This is a genomic window from Oceanospirillum sp. (assembly GCF_982874595.1).
On the sequence record NZ_CEYNZH010000006.1, the window covers coordinates 43617 to 61761 of the forward strand.

General features: G+C 43.9%; 10 protein-coding genes and 1 CRISPR repeat array. Of the genes, 2 read left to right on the top strand and 8 right to left on the bottom strand.

What is annotated here, in order from left to right:
- The first annotated feature begins 15 nt into the window (after positions 1-15).
- Complete coding sequence (locus AC4GL5_RS04360) at positions 16-2127, top strand: methyl-accepting chemotaxis protein (protein WP_490381569.1); 2112 nt, start codon at positions 16-18, stop codon at positions 2125-2127.
- A 36-nt stretch (positions 2128-2163) separates the two neighbouring features.
- The gene (locus AC4GL5_RS04365; protein WP_490381570.1) at positions 2164-2511 is read left to right on the top strand and encodes a hypothetical protein; all 348 of its coding nucleotides are present in this window, start codon (positions 2164-2166) and stop codon (positions 2509-2511) included.
- Positions 2512-3341: 830 nt separating this feature from the next.
- A CRISPR array of direct repeats spans positions 3342-3669; the repeat unit is 28 nt; unit sequence ATTACCAACTGCCTATGCGGCAGATCAC.
- A gap of 115 nt (positions 3670-3784) precedes the next feature.
- Here the strand turns inward: AC4GL5_RS04365 and cas6f are convergent.
- The 8 genes from cas6f to AC4GL5_RS04405 form a co-directional block, all read right to left on the bottom strand.
- Positions 3785-4387: a type I-F CRISPR-associated endoribonuclease Cas6/Csy4 gene (cas6f, locus tag AC4GL5_RS04370; protein ID WP_490381571.1), complete on the bottom strand. Its 603-nt coding sequence runs from the start codon at positions 4385-4387 to the stop codon at positions 3785-3787.
- The gene (gene csy3, locus AC4GL5_RS04375; RefSeq protein WP_490381572.1) at positions 4384-5451 is read right to left on the bottom strand and encodes a type I-F CRISPR-associated protein Csy3; all 1068 of its coding nucleotides are present in this window, start codon (positions 5449-5451) and stop codon (positions 4384-4386) included. Before csy3 ends, cas6f begins: the two co-directional genes overlap by 4 nt.
- 4 nt (positions 5452-5455) lie before the next feature.
- The gene (locus tag AC4GL5_RS04380) at positions 5456-7483 is read right to left on the bottom strand and encodes a type I-F CRISPR-associated protein Csy2 (RefSeq protein ID WP_490381573.1); all 2028 of its coding nucleotides are present in this window, start codon (positions 7481-7483) and stop codon (positions 5456-5458) included.
- Positions 7484-7493: 10 nt separating this feature from the next.
- Entirely contained in the window at positions 7494-8654 is a 1161-nt protein-coding gene (locus AC4GL5_RS04385) for a TniQ family protein (protein WP_490381574.1), read from the bottom strand.
- Between the two features lie 159 nt (positions 8655-8813).
- Positions 8814-10688, bottom strand: coding sequence for a hypothetical protein (locus AC4GL5_RS04390; RefSeq protein ID WP_490381575.1), 1875 nt, complete (start codon positions 10686-10688; stop codon positions 8814-8816).
- Positions 10675-14784 carry an HTH domain-containing protein gene (locus tag AC4GL5_RS04395; RefSeq protein WP_490381576.1) on the bottom strand — a complete coding sequence of 1370 codons (4110 nt, stop codon included), beginning with the start codon at positions 14782-14784 and terminating at the stop codon, positions 10675-10677. The genes AC4GL5_RS04390 and AC4GL5_RS04395 overlap by 14 nt, the downstream gene beginning before the upstream one ends.
- A gap of 550 nt (positions 14785-15334) precedes the next feature.
- A complete protein-coding gene (locus tag AC4GL5_RS04400; protein WP_490381577.1) occupies positions 15335-16339 on the bottom strand; it encodes a TniB family NTP-binding protein in 1005 nt (334 codons plus the stop codon).
- The gene (locus AC4GL5_RS04405) at positions 16340-18145 is read right to left on the bottom strand and encodes an integrase catalytic domain-containing protein (RefSeq protein WP_490381578.1); all 1806 of its coding nucleotides are present in this window, start codon (positions 18143-18145) and stop codon (positions 16340-16342) included. It lies immediately after the preceding gene.

An 18145-nucleotide genomic window follows, 5' to 3' on the forward strand; every position in this document is an offset into this window, starting at 1 on the left:
AAGAGCCTCAAGATTATGAAAACATGGTCGTTAAGAAACAAACTTCTGCTGTTCTCCTTGCTTTTATTAGTTGTTGCTCTGGGCGGTATGTCCTGGGTGGGCACCAATGCAATGAAACACACCTCTGAGGAGGTGATTAGCCAGATATCCGTCTCCAGTCGTGAGCGGGTTTTCGATATTCTGGAACAGGCCTCCTACCGCGTTGCCAGTGATGTTGGCAGCTATATGAACCGGGCGTTTGATACTCCGGTTAATATGAATCATGCGGTCACTTTTGGTATGCATGAACCCGAAAAGCGTCTGAGTCGTGACGAAGTACAGGCGCTGGTTCGTCAGGCTGTGGCGGCTAATCCTCTGGTCAGCTCCGGTTATATCCAGTTTGAGAAAAATGGTTATGGCGATAATGACGCCGCGATGATCGGATCGGGTGAGCACACCACATTTATAGGCACGTTAGAAACCTACTGGGTGCGCGAAAATGGCACTCTGAATCACTATCCTACCGAAGATCCAAATTCCAAATATTCTGAGACTCCTAATGATCTGGGAGATCGGGAATCTGAGTGGTATCTCTGCAGTTATGAGACAGGTAAAACCTGTATTGTTGAGCCTTATCTCTACGAGATTGAGCCCGGCAATGAAGTGCTGATGACCAGTCTGGTAACGCCGATCAAGAAAGATGGGCGCTTTGTGGGGGTTGCCGGTTCCGATATCAATCTTCCGGTACTGCAAAAGCGGATGAAAGAGATGTCTGCCAAGTTGTTTGAGGGTAAAGCTCAGCTTCATCTGATTACCGCTAAAGGCCGCATTGTGGCAAGTAGTCAGTATGCTCAGAAACTTTCCCGTCCGTTGAGCGAGGCAGATCAGGGTTTTGCTCAGGCACTGCAAGGTAAGAATGGTGAGATTTTTGAATTTAATCAGCTGCTCGTTGCTGAGCGTCCCATTCATATTGAAGCACCGGATACCTATTGGCGACTGGTGATGACTGTTCCTGAGTCGGTTGCTTTTGCCGGGGTTAATCAGTTGAAAGCGGATCTGCAGACGGATGTCCGTAATACCATGGGTACACAGTTTGTCTTTTCACTGGTGATTATCGGTGTTGCAGCTGCAGCCATTGTGATCTTTGTTGGCACCATTACCCGACCTCTGAACCAGATGCGTGAACGTGTGTTCAACCTGAGTAGTGCTGATGGTGATCTCACTCAGACCCTGAAGATTGAAAACCATCGCGAGCTGATTGAGATTAGTCAGGGCATTAACCAGTTTATCGCCAAGCTGAGGGAGATGATTTTGGCGCTGCAGGAGCAGAGTCTGCAGGTGCAGAAACAGACTAATCTGCTGAGCGAAGCCACTACCATCACTACAGAAACCATTGCCCGCCAGACCGCTGAGACTGACAGTGTGGCAACGGCGATGGAAGAGATGGCGTCCACTAGCGCCGAAGTAGCTCGTCTGGCTTCTACCAGTGCGGAAGGGACTCAGGTCTCTGAAAAGATTTTGCATAACACTCAGTCAAGCTTTGATCATAGTGTTGAACTGGTGCAAACCATTGCTCAGGCGATGGCGGAAAACAGCGAACGTATCGCGAGAGTTTCTGCCCGCAGTGAAGATATTAATCAGATTGTGAGTACTATTTCTGATATTGCTGAGCAGACTAATCTTTTGGCTTTGAATGCGGCCATTGAGGCAGCCCGTGCCGGTGAGCAGGGACGTGGCTTTGCCGTGGTTGCGGATGAGGTTCGAACGCTGGCGGCTAACACGCAAAAATCCACAGAAGAGATCAACGAGCTGGTTAAGCGTTTGCAGAGCAACGTTCGGGAAGCTGTTGAGCAGATTGAAGCTAACCGCAGCCGATCCGAAGAGACCACTCAGAGTATTTCAGACAGTGTCGAAAGCCTGAGAGAGTTGGCTGCTCAGGTTAACCTGATCGCCGATAACACAGTTCAGGTAGCATCGGCGGCTGAAGAGCAAAGTCAGGTCAATGCTGAGATCAGCCAAAGTATCGTTGGTATTGGTGATACCGCCAAAGAGCTGAATGATCAGGCCCATAGCATTGATGGTGTTCGTCAGGAACTGACTCTAGTAGTTGGGCTTTTAGATGATCAACTGAGTCGTCTCAAGGTTTAACCAAGACAAATGAAGACAGTGCCAGAGGAACTGATTATGAAATCAGAGGAACATTTATACCTCAGAATGGATGGTATTCAGGCGATTTTGGCATTGTCGAAATTTCATCAATGCATGGAAGTCACTAAGGGAATGGCAATCGACCAGTTAGCAAGTTTTATCGGTATGGGAAAGGCTAACTGTTTCGCAATGGGTTTGATTGCCTTCTACTTTGTTTTTAACAAAGAGCTAATAACAGCTTATCAGGAAAACCCAAGAGACAATGACCTAATCAGTATTTTCAATGCTGATGTGATAGATAAAGACGTGGCCATCGAAGCCACGAAGGAAATATTAGCCGATGGATATTTGATGAAATATCTTAAACTTGTTGAAGTTGATTAAAGCTTAGGACTTGCTGAGTAACTCGCTCAAAGAATAGTACTGTGATAGTTTTGCTGGTTCGATGTGTGCTGGGTACATTGAGTCGCCGCGTATATATCGAGAACTCATCTCTATTTCTCTAAAGTTAACCTTCTCTAATTCGCCTTGGAATGGTTGATAGTCAGAAGCCGGATAGAGGTTTCTATAAGCTTCGTCATATATTTTCAGGCTAATTGGTTCCTCTTGAGCCCAGCATAGTTGATATGCGTACTCAATTAGGTTCTTAATGTGCCTTTGTTCTCCACATGTTGCCGCAAAGATTCTCAGGTTTAATTCCCCTGAAAAGTCGCGGTGCTCAAAAGTAGAATTTTCTCGTAGCTTATACGTATTAGGTTTAGCATGAAAAGGTTACGTTATACCGATAGCTAGATTATGGCGATTTTGAAACAAGCTGATGTGGGAGCGTCTGTTCCTGAACTTTGATCAGACTTTTATAAATGGCATGTGAAATATGGTTCGTATTAGGTAAGAGTTGCCGTTTGAAGAAGTTGCGCGCTAAAAGCGCTGGATCGCCCAATAAGCCTTGTAAAAAAGTGATAAAGCTATTTCACTTCAAGGAGATGGCCCAGGAAACAATCCTATCGCAGGGAGTCAGCATCAGTATGGCCTTCCATGTCTTTGGGGATTTAGTGAAACCTGTTATCGCTATCAGTTAAGATACCATTTCTAGAATGAGAAGATTTCAAACGGGCTAATCCAATTGACAGAGTCTGAGTTATACTGGGGCTTTGGTCTATATTTCTACTATCATTCGCAATGAGAAGAGAGACTCTTCTCGGCTTTTGACTGTATTCACCAACTGCCTATGCGGCAGATCAACCTGTAACTAGATTTCAGCAAAACTGTACTCTATTACCAACTGCCTATGCGGCAGATCACTCTGAATACCATCCCTATTCATACGGGATAGTATTACCAACTGCCTATGCGGCAGATCACACGTTCTTCCCCATGCTCGTTAGGGACTAGCAATTACCAACTGCCTATGCGGCAGATCACGATCTTGACGGTAGTATCATGCACTACGGTTCATTACCAACTGCCTATGCGGCAGATCACAGGAGTGGTTACCGGTCAGAACGGTGTAAGGCATTACCAACTGCCTATGCGGCAGATCACTATGAGTACTCTAAAATTCTATCTTTAAACTCAAAGAGTTATGTTTAATCTAGTTGTTTTACCCAAAAAATCCAGCCTAATTGTAACTACTTGAAATCAATGGGTTTTCAGGCGTTTATGAAATCATTGGTAGCAGTACCAATTGCTCATTCTGAGATGATAGCCCATAACCGTTGAAGGTTTGTAGAGACAAGTTGCTAACGGCTTCTGCGACTCTTCCAACGAAAAGAGTAAATGCCTTGCCTGTACTTGTGCTTTCCATGGGAATACTGTGGAAGTGATCGATCTCTCTTCCCGGCTCTTGATTTCTGGGAATATAGACCTCTCCTCTGGCTTCTGCTCGTCTCTTTGCTCTTCTGATCCGGCGAGCTTTCGATGCCGGGGTCAGCTTGCCGGCTAGTTGGTTTCTTACGAATGCCACGCCCTGTTTATCGGTCAGTGATGCTTGTTCGATTTCAGTTATTTCAAAGAGATCGTTTTCAGTCATTGTCTGAAAGTAGCGCTCCTTTTTAAACCAGGTAAGCAGATCTTCGTTTTCTGACATAAAGGCGATGCATTTACCAACAGACTGATCACTCCAGTCCGGGAAATGAACGCCAATACTGTTAGCTTTGTTGCGATAGAGAAAATGATGCAGTGTCAGAATACAACGCCCGGCAAGCAGAAATTCATCCGTATCAGAGGAAATATATCGAATTACAAAGTAGTGCCACTTCACTTCGCTTTTCCTCCCTGGAACATGCCTCCTTTGGTTAAAACTGACGTTATATAGTGGATCGATGCGGGTATATCTTTCGGCGTTTTGGCGTTTTCCAGAACTGAGATATGTTCATCAATCCCCTGAAGTAAGGTGTAGAAATCGAGCTGTGTGGAAGGGTGGCGGTAAGCGATATTTCGATGGCTGTCAGAACCGTATTCGTTTACCCGAAGTGAGATCGTATTGGGATCATCGCTGTACCAGTTATCAACAAGCTGAATAGCGGCATTAACTTTGTCGGCTGTCATGCAGGCCGTCTGAACTCCCTGATGGTGAATTGTCGCCAATACCTTACTTGCATCTGAATCACTGGTGTCCGTAAAGCATTGGCTGGGGAATATCTCGGCACAAAATCCTGGTTTCAAACGCGCCGCTATTTCGGCACTCCAATAATATCTTGGAGAAGTTAAAGCTGTTTCAATCTCTGTAGCAAGTCCCTTTAATATCTTTGCAGTGTCTTTTTTCCATGCAATATCCGGGAATTGTAGATGTGCATTTGGCAGGGTATAGGTGTTGCCTTCTGAGGTCTCTACAGTGATCTCGAATGCAGCGGTCTCTCTGTTCCGCCAAAGCCATGCACCTGACAGAATATTCTTGGTGTAGCGTTCTGCCAGCTCGGAGTATCCCCCCGCTTGTTTATAGAGGCGGGTGAAAGTCATAAGATTGTTCCAGAACTCTTCATCTGAACAGGTATCCGGTTTCAGGCTATTGGCGACGATCCTTAAGGAAAACTGGCAAATCAGAGTTTTAGCTTCTGGTGGCAAATAGCAGGTATCAATGGTGTGTGGATTCCCCGACGACAGCTTTTGAGTTGTGGCATCGGCTTTGAGTGATACGCTGATCCCTGATTCAGCCGCTTTATCCTTTTTGATCTGATAAGCCTCGGAAAAACCGCTCTTACTTCCTCTGATTTTTGTACGTTCAATCGTGAGAGGGTGCTGTTTCTCTTCTGCGTCCTCATAGAAAAAGACGGCAGGGCCAGGGTGAAGAGATCGTTTATACGCGAGCTGATTCGGTAAATTCATCGATTTATCCCTTTCTTACCAAGTGAATGGATTCATCATTGTTAGTGGCTGGAGCCAGCCCCCAGAAAGCTTTATTGAGGAAGTAATCCGGTGACTTGGTCAGCCGAAACATGGTTTCCCTTCGGCAAATACCAATGGCAGGCTCTGCATAAAAGTGCAGGCCACATAAAGTGCCTTCTCTGATTTTGGGCTCTTCCAGCGCTTTGAAGCCTGTGAGTAGGGGCGCGCGTTTTTTATCCTCATGCAGTAAATCAAATAGTGAGTTTTGTTCGATCACCTCTGAGCTGTCCGGAATGAGCCAGACACCTCTTCTGAATTGCCTGACCAACTTCCGATACAGAAGGTCAAAATCATTGGTTAGGTGAACCCCATGATTATTTTCTGCCTCCTGCAGTATGAGGCTACCGCTCCACAGCCTGTCCGGTAGATGATTGCGTAAATCATCAACTGTTAGTTCGCTCAAACGGCCAGCGGGTTTACTGTATTCAATAACGACAGAGAACTGACCGGAGAAAGAAAATCTGGGTAACAGGCCGGATCGTTTAACGGTCTGACTGCCATTCTGGGGTGAGGGACGGGAAGGCTCTGCTAACAGCGTGGATCGGTTGGTCGTGAACTCGTGGCACATTAAAGCAACACGCCGTACAGAAACAGCAAAGCCACTTTCTTTAAGCTGCGTCTCAAGGTTTTTACAGAAGCCCCAGAGCCCGGTCATGGATGGCATGCCGGCACAGTATGGATTATTGAGTGCATTGCCATCAGCTACTGACAAATTGTGTAGTGCTACATATCCCAGTTCAGGCTGCTCATCGGGTGGTGAGGTCTGATTTTCGTGACTCAGAAGCTGTTTCAACCGTTGATCCAGTGTGGTGGCTAGGCTTGGATGGTAAGCAAAATCCTGAGTATAGGAATAAAGTTGAAGGCTTTGATGGAATACCTTGTTGAGGTGTTTTCTGAGGTCTTTTGATGATATTTCATCCCGAACAAAAGACTTTTCAATGGGGTTCAGGTTTTCGTAGGCTAGGTTCCCTGTTTCCAGAAAATATTGTCGAACATCCATCAAGGCGTTCAGCCAGCTTTCGAGAATGCTATCAAACTGCCTGAGTGCATCCCGTCGTGCGATTCTGGACTGTCTTAGAGATGCACAAATGCTTCTGTTGACCAGAGATCTGTAAACAGACTCAGGATGTTTACCTGTTAAAGAACCGCTTGTTAGCAGTGAGGTTTTCTCAGTGCTAGCCCTCGTTTGAAAATCTATCAGCCCCTTGGGTATAGGCTGGTAATGCAGGTAGCGGAGATTGCCACCCAAAGCGCCGCAGAGCTGACCGATAGCTGCAGGCCTTGGATAACTGATCTTGATAGAAGGAAGTTCTTTAGCCTTGGATTGAATTTGTAGTTGAAGTGCATGGTTGACCACGGGCGTGATCGCAATCAGGTGACTACCTCGCCACGGTAGCCGTAGCTGTGGTGAATAAATATCGACTGTATTGGGTGGTGTTGAGGTCTGGAGAATCTGCTTCAGTTGTTCCCGAAGTTGGAGCCACTGCTTTTTGAAAACTCCAAGCCTTGAAAAAGCGTTTCGCCATGCCGGTTGATCATCAAGTATAACGGCCAGCAGTGTGTGCCTATTGTTTTGCCATTGGAACGCTGAGTTTAAAAAACGGGCAAAGTTGTAATCGCTGCTGTTGCCTGACCAACCAAAAACAGGCAGTTGTTTCTGAGAATTGATAACCCGGATTCGGTTTTTAAAGTGGACTCGGGCATCAGGGAATTTCAGATTGTGGGTATGAAACTGTTGCGCACTTTGGAGCACTTTCTTCCAGAAAGCCTCAGTGGCGAGTGATGATTTTGCGCTGGCTCTGTCATCGAGAATTTCAGCTGCTCGGCTAGTCAGATTGGTCAGAATTATCACGCATTCCAGTTCGTAGCCATCGACTTCAATCGGCGGAGTGTACGGTTCAAAGTATCGCTTAACCGCCTGATTAAATTCAGCACTGGTTCCCTCACTTTTCTCCAACAAGTCTTTCAGCATACTTGAATCCTTATCTGGATGAGGTCGTGGCCATAAAGTGTGAACAGGACAGTGCTAATCCTGCGACATCCTGTAATCGAAATATTGGGCGGTAACTATTGAGAGAGTGTTTTGCAGATAGTCGGGTGGCAGGGCTCAGAGTTCCCGTTTCGTATAGGCGGTAAACATCATTGATCGAACACTGAAGCAGAAAAGCCGTCTCTGTAAGGCTCAGTAATGTGAGCCCCAAGTGGCTGGCAGAGATTCTTGACGTATCCAGCCCTTTGATAAGTATCTCCCTGATAACACCAGAGATAAGATCTTTGGGAAGGTTTGGAGTTTTGGTGATCTCATCAAGAAATCCTGCGGAGATCGTGCGAAAAGGCATGCTTGAAAAGGGCTTTGTAGCCAGGAATGATTGCTCCGAAATACACTTATCTAGCTGTGTGCTAAGAAAATGCATTCCCTCACGTAGCAAGGACTCCTGATCTCTTTCTGGGGCCAGTTTCTCGAAAAGAGCCAGAACCGCCAGCTTCTCGGAAAAACTGCAGTTGCCAAATGCAGAGAATGCTTTTGGATTTATTAGCCAATAGCTTTTTGGACCAGCAGGTTCCTGCTCACATTTTCTGAGATCAAATCCACAGAAGCAGTGTGTAATCAGCTCTGAGTCCATATAGTTCAGTGCTTCATTGCATCGTGGGCAGCATTCAACAAGCTTACAGTTGTGTTCTGTGCAGGCTGTTACTGGTTTTAAATGCCACAAATAACGGATATATGGTTGTTCGCCTTGCAGGCATATTGGACAAACGGGAATGGAATCTTGGCGAAGGTAGTGTCTTGGGATGATGTGGTTTTGGTAGCGAACCGTTGCTCGTTGATACAGGTCTACGGACGCCCCATGCTTAAAAGCGATATCCAACAAAGTGAATGGTTTAAGCTCCAGCATTTTTTCAACAAGAAAAAGTGCCTGAGATCGCCTGCCGCTATCCTGTTGGGCGTGGTAGATATTGATACCGACCAACTCTGTTGGAAGTCCGCCTGCGGTTTCTGAATGATGCTCCTGCAGCCAATGTTTCAGCTCCAGAGTAAAGTCATAAAAGGAGTCGAAGTGATTAGCTCTGCACATCCGGAGCAGATAGCTTTCCAGCGATTCATCGGTATAGATCTGAATGTGTGCAGGTAATTGTTGCATTCAAAAAACCTTTGATTCTACAGGCTTTCTTTTAACTGATTCCGAGAAAACAGGGTATCTCTTTGTGTTTGCCTTTAAAGTTGGAAGCTCTATGTGTTCCCCAGTGGCTTGCATCCCTCAGCTTAAAATCATACCTGAGTAAACTGTCGAAGCTGTTTGTTATTCTTTACTCAGCATCCTAAAAATATCGAGTGCTCGTGAACATGTGTGATACAAATAAGGCTCTATTATGCATAGCCTTTCAAGCATCATCTCTATTTTCTCAATAGCATCCTGACTGATTGACAGATATGCTAACTCCGTACACCACTGCCCTATATATTCTGCCCAACCATCTTTATCCTCAAAGGCGGCCCCTGCCACGAGACCTATTGCCAGATAGTTTTCGGGCTCAGAATCTACATCAATATAGTCTCGATATAGTCGGCTCAGAATCGTTACCGATGAAGCAAGCTTTTTACTTCTGGTCATACAGGCAACCTGAGCCAGTCCGTTTAACACCTCGTAGACAGAATCCTTGTCGTTAACCGCAGCCAACTTATGCTGTGCGCTTTCAAGTAGCGAAACTGCACGATCTAAATGTTCGTCATCAATTTTCCAGAAGGGAGCTGAGTTCATCAAAACCCGGTAGGAATCAAATGACGCCTCGCCGTTGATATGCTTAGCAAGTAAATTTGAGATTTCATCCGGCACAACCGCTGGTGCAGAGTTACCTTCCAATGGTCCAGGCAAGAACGAGTGCATTTTCAATCGCGAACCAGGCGTAAGTTCCTTTTGAAGATATTCAATAACCTCACATTTATCAGGGAGTTGGCACGCTACATTGACCCGCCCATATAGTTCATTGATAAACTGCTCTGCGGTTAAGTAAGTTGGTAGCCACCTTGGCTCTTCTATTAAATCGATAAAACTTTGGCAGTAAAAGTAAAGTCCCCTTTGTTCAGAAGCCCACTGCTCAACTTTGTCAAAAGCAATGCCCTCTTCCAGCGCCACTTTAACAATTAAACCTGACTGGGCGAATGAAGCAAGGCGCCTGTAGAATGGTGGCATTCCTCTAAATATCTGCAATCGAGCCAGTTCGCCATCAACAAAAACTACCATTGAACAAAACAGGCGTAGGTTATTTAACGTTTCGGTTGAAGATATGCGTTCAAATAGGTTCTTAATAATCGCGGCTGATGAATCCTTGAATTTCAGTATGCCTACTTCAAGGCATGATATTAAAAGTATTGGATGACAGGTTTCGATTGCTTGGTTTGCTATTGAGTGATATTGAGCCTCATCAACAAGACAATTGGAAACAATTGCTGATATAGACTTATGGGTGCAGATCAAAAGATCATTACCGCCCACTTTATTTTCTATTCGGTTGTCAAAATACTGTTTTAGCTCGACATTACAGTACTCATCAATATTTTTACTCCCACAGCATTTCCCTACGAGCCTTTCATAATAGAGAATATTATCTGGAACCAGCGTAGAGGCTTTATTTGACTGGCTTTGAAACTCCTGTCGCAATAAGTCCTCAATGTGACTTGGCGAGCACTCCAAATCAAGCAAGAAATCTGACACATCATCATCACTGATCGTTGGTGTTGAAAGCACTGCCCGCCAACGGTGCAGCTCATCTTTCGAAAGTGATTTATCCTTCGCTTCTTGCTCAAATAGGCTTATCCGCCTGTCCACATCAGCACAAAGCGGCCAAAAACTATCGTTAAGTATCTGCAAATCACCCTTAGTTAAAGAAAAGGCTAGACGTTCCCCCGGATGATGGCGTAGAGACCAAGGATTACCCTTAATATCCTCCAGAAAAAATTCTTCCTCGATATTTTCAAAAGCACTGCGAATAGCCTTAAAGAGAGTACTTCTGGAAAAGGCTACATCTTTATCACCAAAACTGACTGTAGCATCCATCGCAAGAGCCAGCTCTTCCAATAACTTAGAATCAGATAATAGTTCAGCTCTTACTAGGCTGGGGAATAAATTGATAGCATGGGAGGTCATATACGCACGCATAGATTCAGAGTTTGACATCCAACTCTTCCTCCAATGTCGATTGTTGAGAAATGCTTTTAACCTGCCGCTTCATCGAATCAACCATACTCTTAAAACTCCATGGATCGATATCCCTCAGCGGACCCAGAACAAACTCATCTAACCATGCTTTGTAGCCTTCCTTTTGCTCATTAGATAAGGACTCCGGTGCAATCAACATGGAATTCACCTTTAAAACCTCACCCAAATAGGCCATCCCTCCATCACCCCTTATTTGGTGGGCCTGAGCCCACTCCCGATAGCCCATCAGCTCATAAAGCCAGCAAGATCTGACACGGCTTAGTTCGAGTGGAATATCTGCCGACCACTGATTCCTTATGGCTTGTGCAATCTTTTTCATTGTTTCGTGTAGCCACTGGGCATCTCGCGGGAGCTGAACCAGACCACTAATTCTGATCAGAAGCAGATTTTCTCTTATCTGTCTTAGTTGTTTAGTTGGCTTAAACTCACCAGCTACTATAACCGAGTGATTTAGGTGATATTCAAGCTCTTCCGCAGAAATACTAACAAACTCAAACCCAAACTCCCGAAGCAGTGCTCTGGCATCCAGCTTCTGTTCTTGAGAAATAAATCCTTTATGATTTAGTGTCTCGACAAAATCTAATGATGTAAAAATTGGCACCGTTATTTCATCGAATTTAATATTTAGATGTTTGTTCATAAATCGATCATCTATCAAGGCTGCATCGCATACTTTAAGCGTTTCAAAAAGCTCCTCTGTTGGCCTCGCATAATTATTCTTAGAAGCAGCTTCTTGCTCTCGATTTAGCGGCATTTCAGCAAGGATCACTTTCCCAGATGTAAGCCCATCAGAAAATAGCTTCCTGATATTTTCTATTTTCGAATCTGCCTGTTCGATGATTGAATCGTAGTTTATCAGCGACCTATACCTATCACGCTCTCTCTTAAATACATACACCTCGAATCCGGCATCACTGAGCTTGTCGAGCATTTCAACGGTCATCAAATAGGTAATTGACAGTGAATCGAGATACAATCTTGCACCACTTGCCACATCAAGATCGGAAGGCCACTCTTTTTCGTGTTGGCGCAGGTAATTTAAGGCTTTAACACACTGAGCTTCCGTTATTACAGCTAGGCTTTCGAGTTTTTTAATTAATTGCGTACACGAAATCAGAATGTGGTGAAATGAAGAAAGGTCTGCTTCCACCTCTCTGAAGGAGCCGTCGACCTTATACACAGGGCTGGAACATACCACCAATGCCTGCGATTCATTTGTAGGACTGGCATTTACCCCCTCAAGCATATATGCAAGCTCATCACCAACATCTAATGCCAGTTCCGGATTATTAATTTTCTTAGGATGAAAAACGGAAATTCTGCCATCAGATACCAGTCGCTCAAAATCTTTTGCCCTTTCAATTTGGCTCGGTTGGTGAAAAGCAACTTTTTGCTTTTCTTCAAACAACCAGAACATGAATGAGTGAGGGATAATAATGTGCTCAAAGCAATTAAATAGATGAATTAGTAGTCCTATATTCTCCATAACTAAAGCACTAGAGGCATCAATAGCAATTGTCTTACTAGCAATGATTTTATCCGGCCTAGTACCATGAAATATAGGGACTAAATTCTTCTGGCGTATATCTTTCGTTTTTTTGTTTTCTAGGGGCTGGATCAGATAAAAATCTGACATAGTTCTATTCAATAGTTCCGTGACTGTGAAGATCGGGGCGTCACCATCAAAATAGGCTTTATAAACTTTTTCATTTTTAGCTCTGGCCTCAGCCATCATCTCTTTTAAGCCTTCTAATGACGTCTTACGCAAGGGACCATCGTCATTGGAAAGAATCACAGCTTTATTGAGCCATTCGGATGTTACCTGATCGTCCTCCCAGCCCATCGTAGTCGCTGTGAAGTATGATGAGGCGAGCACTTCAGGATCATCTGGATATTTGCCAGTGCAGAACTCTAGTATTTGCCTTGTTCGGCGAGGGGAGACTGCTCTAGCTAGCTGGGCAGCCTGTAAAAGTTCATTAGTTTTCAGCTCTTCCCTACGATGCCAACTGTCTTCCACAAAAATACTGAGTGACTCCCAGTCACCTCCAAATATTGACAGATTGATTTCAAGGTTTTTTAGGTGAGGTTGTTGCAAATTAGACTGCTTCAACAACTCAATCTGTTCACGGGCGCTACTTAAGTCTCCCTTTCTAAATAGAGACCAAGCCCATTGAGCCTGCAACACCTCGCTTCTCTTAATGATGTCCATCCTATCTGACAGAAATTGATGCAGCTCAGAAAATTTTCCAAGCGAAGAGGCGGCATTACAGACTCTAATAGCATCAGATTCCTGGCCAGTGCGATCAAAAAGCTCCCGGCAATATGAGTAGTATCTATCCCCAAGATTTTCTCTTTCCAGTAAATCAACCAAATGAGAAAGGTCGGTTATAGCGTTACTTTTTTGATATTGGTTTATGGCTAATGCAACTGGATCTTCGCCCTTGGCCTGCGCAATGATATTTTGAAGATTCGTTACTTCAGTTTCAGGAGCACCCGAACTTACTATCTTTTGTAGGAGCTGTTCTGCGTCATCTACCAATCCTGATCGCGCCAATGCCTCCACTTCGAGCATGCTAACAGCAATGGGGTTAACCGTTTTTTCCAATTGCTTTCTGTGGCCAGCAATATATTCCACCATTGCCGAGAATGGCCTTTGGGTCTGAGCTAATACAAACCTAGCTAAACCAAGAGTTGGGTCGCTATCATGGCTTAGTGCTGTCTGCCTGTTAACCTCCCTTTCGATAGACTCAGAATCGAAATCAATGTCAAATGCAAAAGCTAATGGCAGATACTCAAGCGTTTTTTTAGTATAGCCAGAGAAGAAATATGTCTGAAGTTCAGCCTTTGCTTTTTCATGTGTTTCGCTGTTTCTAAGTTCTAGCCACAGTGCATAATTATCTGCCACATTTGCAACATCTTTAGCATCGAGACGCCTTGCCAAACCTGAACAAATTTTAAACAGCTTAACGGCGTGATTTCTAAGCAATATAGATTCAGAATCATCTGCCAGTGGAAACCTATCCGCAGGGAAGGGAATATAAGTCAATACGCTCTTACGAAGCTCAACGGCCTTAATTGCGTTTACCAAGAATGTAAGTGCAGAAACTTGCGCAAGCGCAGGTGACGTTGGTGAGGATTCGCTGTTTATCGCCTCAACAAAATTTAATGCCTTTCCCCATTGTTGCTCTGAGAGTAATGCAGAAACTAGAGCAATCTGCCCATCACAATCTAAATCTTGAAAGCTTAAGCCTGCGCTTTCAAACCAGCTCAATGCAGCTTCAGCCCCATCAACTGTTCTTTTAATCATGAAGAATGCAGTAAAACTTGATGAGTTCCTTATCTTGAGCAGACGAGAAGCCTCATCTACATTGTTCGATCCAATAGCATCCGTAAAGGCCTGTGCTATTACAGCCTCTTCCGTTTGACACAGTTTTTTTGAGCTTGATAACCATTTTTTTGTGAACTCGGTCCTTTCCCCTGCGCACAAGTATCTTGCAAGACATCCTAGCGCCTTTGCTTTTACTTGGGGCGTACCGCCAGATAACTCACCATCAATAATGCTTTCTGCTAAAACAGACGCTTTTTCTTCTAAGGGAAAGGATCCAAAAAAACGTAGCGAAGAAATTTCACTAGTACGTTTTTCTATTTCTTTGTCTTGAAGATGCTGAGCGGTAAATCCCGAGTTCTGAATTTGATCAACTACCGAATCTGCTGTTTGTTTTGAGTGGTCCTTGACAACGTCCAATAGCTTTCTTGCGTTATCCTGACGCATTGATTTAATTTGAAGCAAAACCTCAATAAAATAAATCAAAATGCTTAAACTGATTAGCACCCACCCAGTTATATACATTTGAGTTGATATTGGCTCGCTATATTCTGGAAGGGCTTTCTGATTACTCAAAAACCAATTTAGAATATCCAGCCACAAAGGAGGATTGAGGATACCTATTCCTGCCAACAATAGCGGCATACTTATTGCCTTCGCTAATGAAGGTCTAAACAGCGCAACCAAAAATTTTATGTTTTTCCACACAACAGCCCAATCAATATTCATAACAATCTAAACTCTCCCTGAAGGTGGAATTTCCTTTTCAAACGGCCGGCGCATCTGAGCAGTTTTTGTATTCGGGGCGGTCAGCCCTTCTGAAGGGGCCATATATCGCTGGTATCTATATGTCGTTCTGCCCAAATAAAAGACAATTTCTGCCTGCGCTCAGCTATTGTTCTTCCTTTCACTCTGCTCAGCCTCAAGGCGCCCTACCTCTACCTGAAGCTCCTTAGCTTCTTTAAGTTGCCTGTTCTCTGGTTTTTATGAACCGCACGGCAGTGCTCGTTTTGAGCGCTTGAATCTAACTTATTTTGAAGTGATTGACGATTTAAACCAAGGTGTTTGCCCAGTATCTCATAGGTGGGCTTAGATCAAGTCTGGTTGTAGTGGTTCATTGAACCTCTACACTAAAAAGTGCTTCAGATTAAATATTTTCCATGGCACAGAAAGGGCTTACTACTGTAGCTTTTGCTCGTCCAGTGGGTCTTGGTTATTCATAATGTTATCCCCCCCACCGAATGCTGCGAGTGCTTTCAGATAGAGGAAAGAGGAATTGTTAAGACTTACTGAGCAACTCACTTAAAGAATAGAACTGAGATAGTTTGGCTGGTTCGATGTGTGCAGGGTACATTGAGTCGCCGCGTATATATCGAGAACTCATATCTATTTCTCTGAAGTTTACCTTCTCTAATTTGCCCTTGAAGGGCTGGTCGTTAGCAGCCGGATAGAGATTTCTGAATGCTTCGTCATATACGCTTAAGCTGATAGGTCTCTTTTGGACGAGGCATAGCCGATATACTTCTGTCATTAGAGCCTTGATTTGTCTCTGTTCTCCGCAAGTTGCTGCAAAGATTCTCAGGTCTTCCTCCATATTTTCCATTTCATCTGAGCGTTGGATTGGTATGTGGCTTTTTAATGCTTTCATAAAATCACGAAATTGCCTTGGTTTTTTTATGATGGAAAAATACTCGATATTATGAGCTCGTGTAGCAAGACGTGAAGCCCATTGTGGGTCTTGTCTGATTTCATCAGACCATGGCATACCCACGAAAATCATAGGGACCTCAGTTTTTTCGCTAATGAGCTTTAGCCGGTTGGAGATTACTTGTTGATCTTTAGGTTTTTTAAACTCAACGAGCTCTTGGAACTCATTGATTATGATGAGCTTAATCCCCGCATCCTTAACTGCAGAAATTAGACGATTAGTGAGATTCTGGTCTGATGATTTTCTGCTGGAAACCGAGCTTCCAAAAATACCCATATCAATTAACATTTGCTTTGTGGTTTCTTCAGCAGTTGCTCTGCTAGGCACTCGTGTAGATAGAATCGGAGCTCTACCGGTTTGAGGAGATATTTTACTCTTAATGAAATGATTTATTGTCGAGGACTTTCCCGAGCCAGTGTCTCCAGTGATGAGCATAGACAGCGGTTCACCGCCTATCTCACTGCTTTCAAAAACAGTTTCGAGGTCGCTTAATAGTTTTTTGATACTGTAGTAAAGGCAAAATGAATCTTTAAATTGCCGTATGTTGGCTTTCTGAGCATCTGTGAGTTTTGGCATTTACGTATCCTCTTGCCATATCATTTCAAGATCGGCCAAAGATGATGGCTGTTTGACCGTATTTGAATCTTTTTCACGATGAGTTTGAACGGATACGCTATCGACCCCTTTTACACGGGCTGCTTTTTTCATTCCACCAACTTTCTTCTGTTTAGAGCGGCTTTCCTTAGCCGAAGCATCGATATCTTCAAGGATCTCAGCAATGTGCTGTTTAGCAAGTGCTTGATCCAATCCGCTTTTGCCATGTATCTTGTTGTACTTCCTTATGTAGGCGATATGGACCTTATGCTTTTCATACGTTAGGCCCGATGCATACTGAAAATCTACGCATGGAACCTTCAGGTAGCGTTCGTATTCGAAAAGGTAGACGTATGCGAAACCTAAATCGTCAATATTAACCTTGGTTGTAACTTTTATTTTCTTATCACGACAAAATTGTTTGCGGTAGTCTGCAAGTTCTTTGGAATCATATCTAAGATGTTCAAATATAATTCCATTATTCTGAAGAGTTGGCTTCTTTAGTATCCCTGATATGAGTTTAATATGCTCATACTCTGGGGGAGTCAATTCATTAGGAGGGAATTTGTTTATAGCCTTGCGCCATTCGAGCATCGGTACATGCGTTTTTTTCTGATTAGGTTCCCAGTTAAATACTTCAGAAACCCATTTTTCAAAAGCTTTCACAAACCGAGAGAATTTAAACTTCGCATTTTTGACGGAGTCATAATCTGCCCTTTCTATATTATTAGAAAAGGTCTTTCCTTCCAAATCATCAAGAATGAGCTGTTGGATTGTTAAAAAATTTCGCTCAACCAGCCCCTTGCCCCACGGTTGACCTACTTTGTTATATTGAATGTTGATACCCGCTTCAAGACAAAAGTGCTCTAATGATTCTGACCAGAACTCTGCACCGTTATCTGCAACTAAAGTTTCAATTTTGCCATGACATTCCCAAGAGGGTTTGCCATCCGGACCTTTAATTTTTTTGGGGAGCATAGCATGGCAAATAGCCTTTGAGGCAGAGGCATAGCTTGGAGCCTGAAAGGATAGATGGTACCCAATAATGCATTTACTGAGAGAGTCCTTAAGAATAGTCAAATAAGGACGACCCAGAGGGTGTAAAGTTTCATCATCGAGTAATATCAAGTCTAGTGGGGTATGATCAATTTCAACGCGTTGTAAAGGTCTTTTAAGCTTAAGAGGCCCTCCTTTATACCCAAATTTCATGTCCGCTTTGTACTTTCCATACCTTTTGGCAGTGACTTCGTAACTAGAAAGCTTTGCCAGGCGTTTGTAAAAGGCTGTCTGAGAAATAGGACGGCCCTCGTACTTGCCATTTTCAATATCGATCAACATTTGACTCTCGTAATATCGATAGGCACTCATAGCCGTTGGCCGAGTTGCTTTAAGGAATCGCTCAAGGGCTAAATCGAAGTACTTGTCGTCTCCTACCTTGGAGTTCCTATTTCCTTTTCTATGGTGTTTCGAGACCAGAACAGCGGGATTATCTTGATTCTGGGAAAGGCTGAGATGCCACCTTTGAACACTGCTAAGGCTTGGCGATTTAAATGGCAAGCTTGCGTCATACAGAGTATCGACTATCGGCATCACATTCTCTTTAGTCCATCCTTTTTCTTTGAGCTTTTTGCGGATATTCAGAATGAATTTCGTTTTTGCGACAGCTATTTTTTGTTGCTCTTTTGGGAAGCAATCTAAGTCGTAAGTAGCTTCTTCCCCTTCGTTATTTTCTATAAAACCATCATCGAGATTATCTATGTGTTCTGGGCTATATTCGTCTTCGAACAT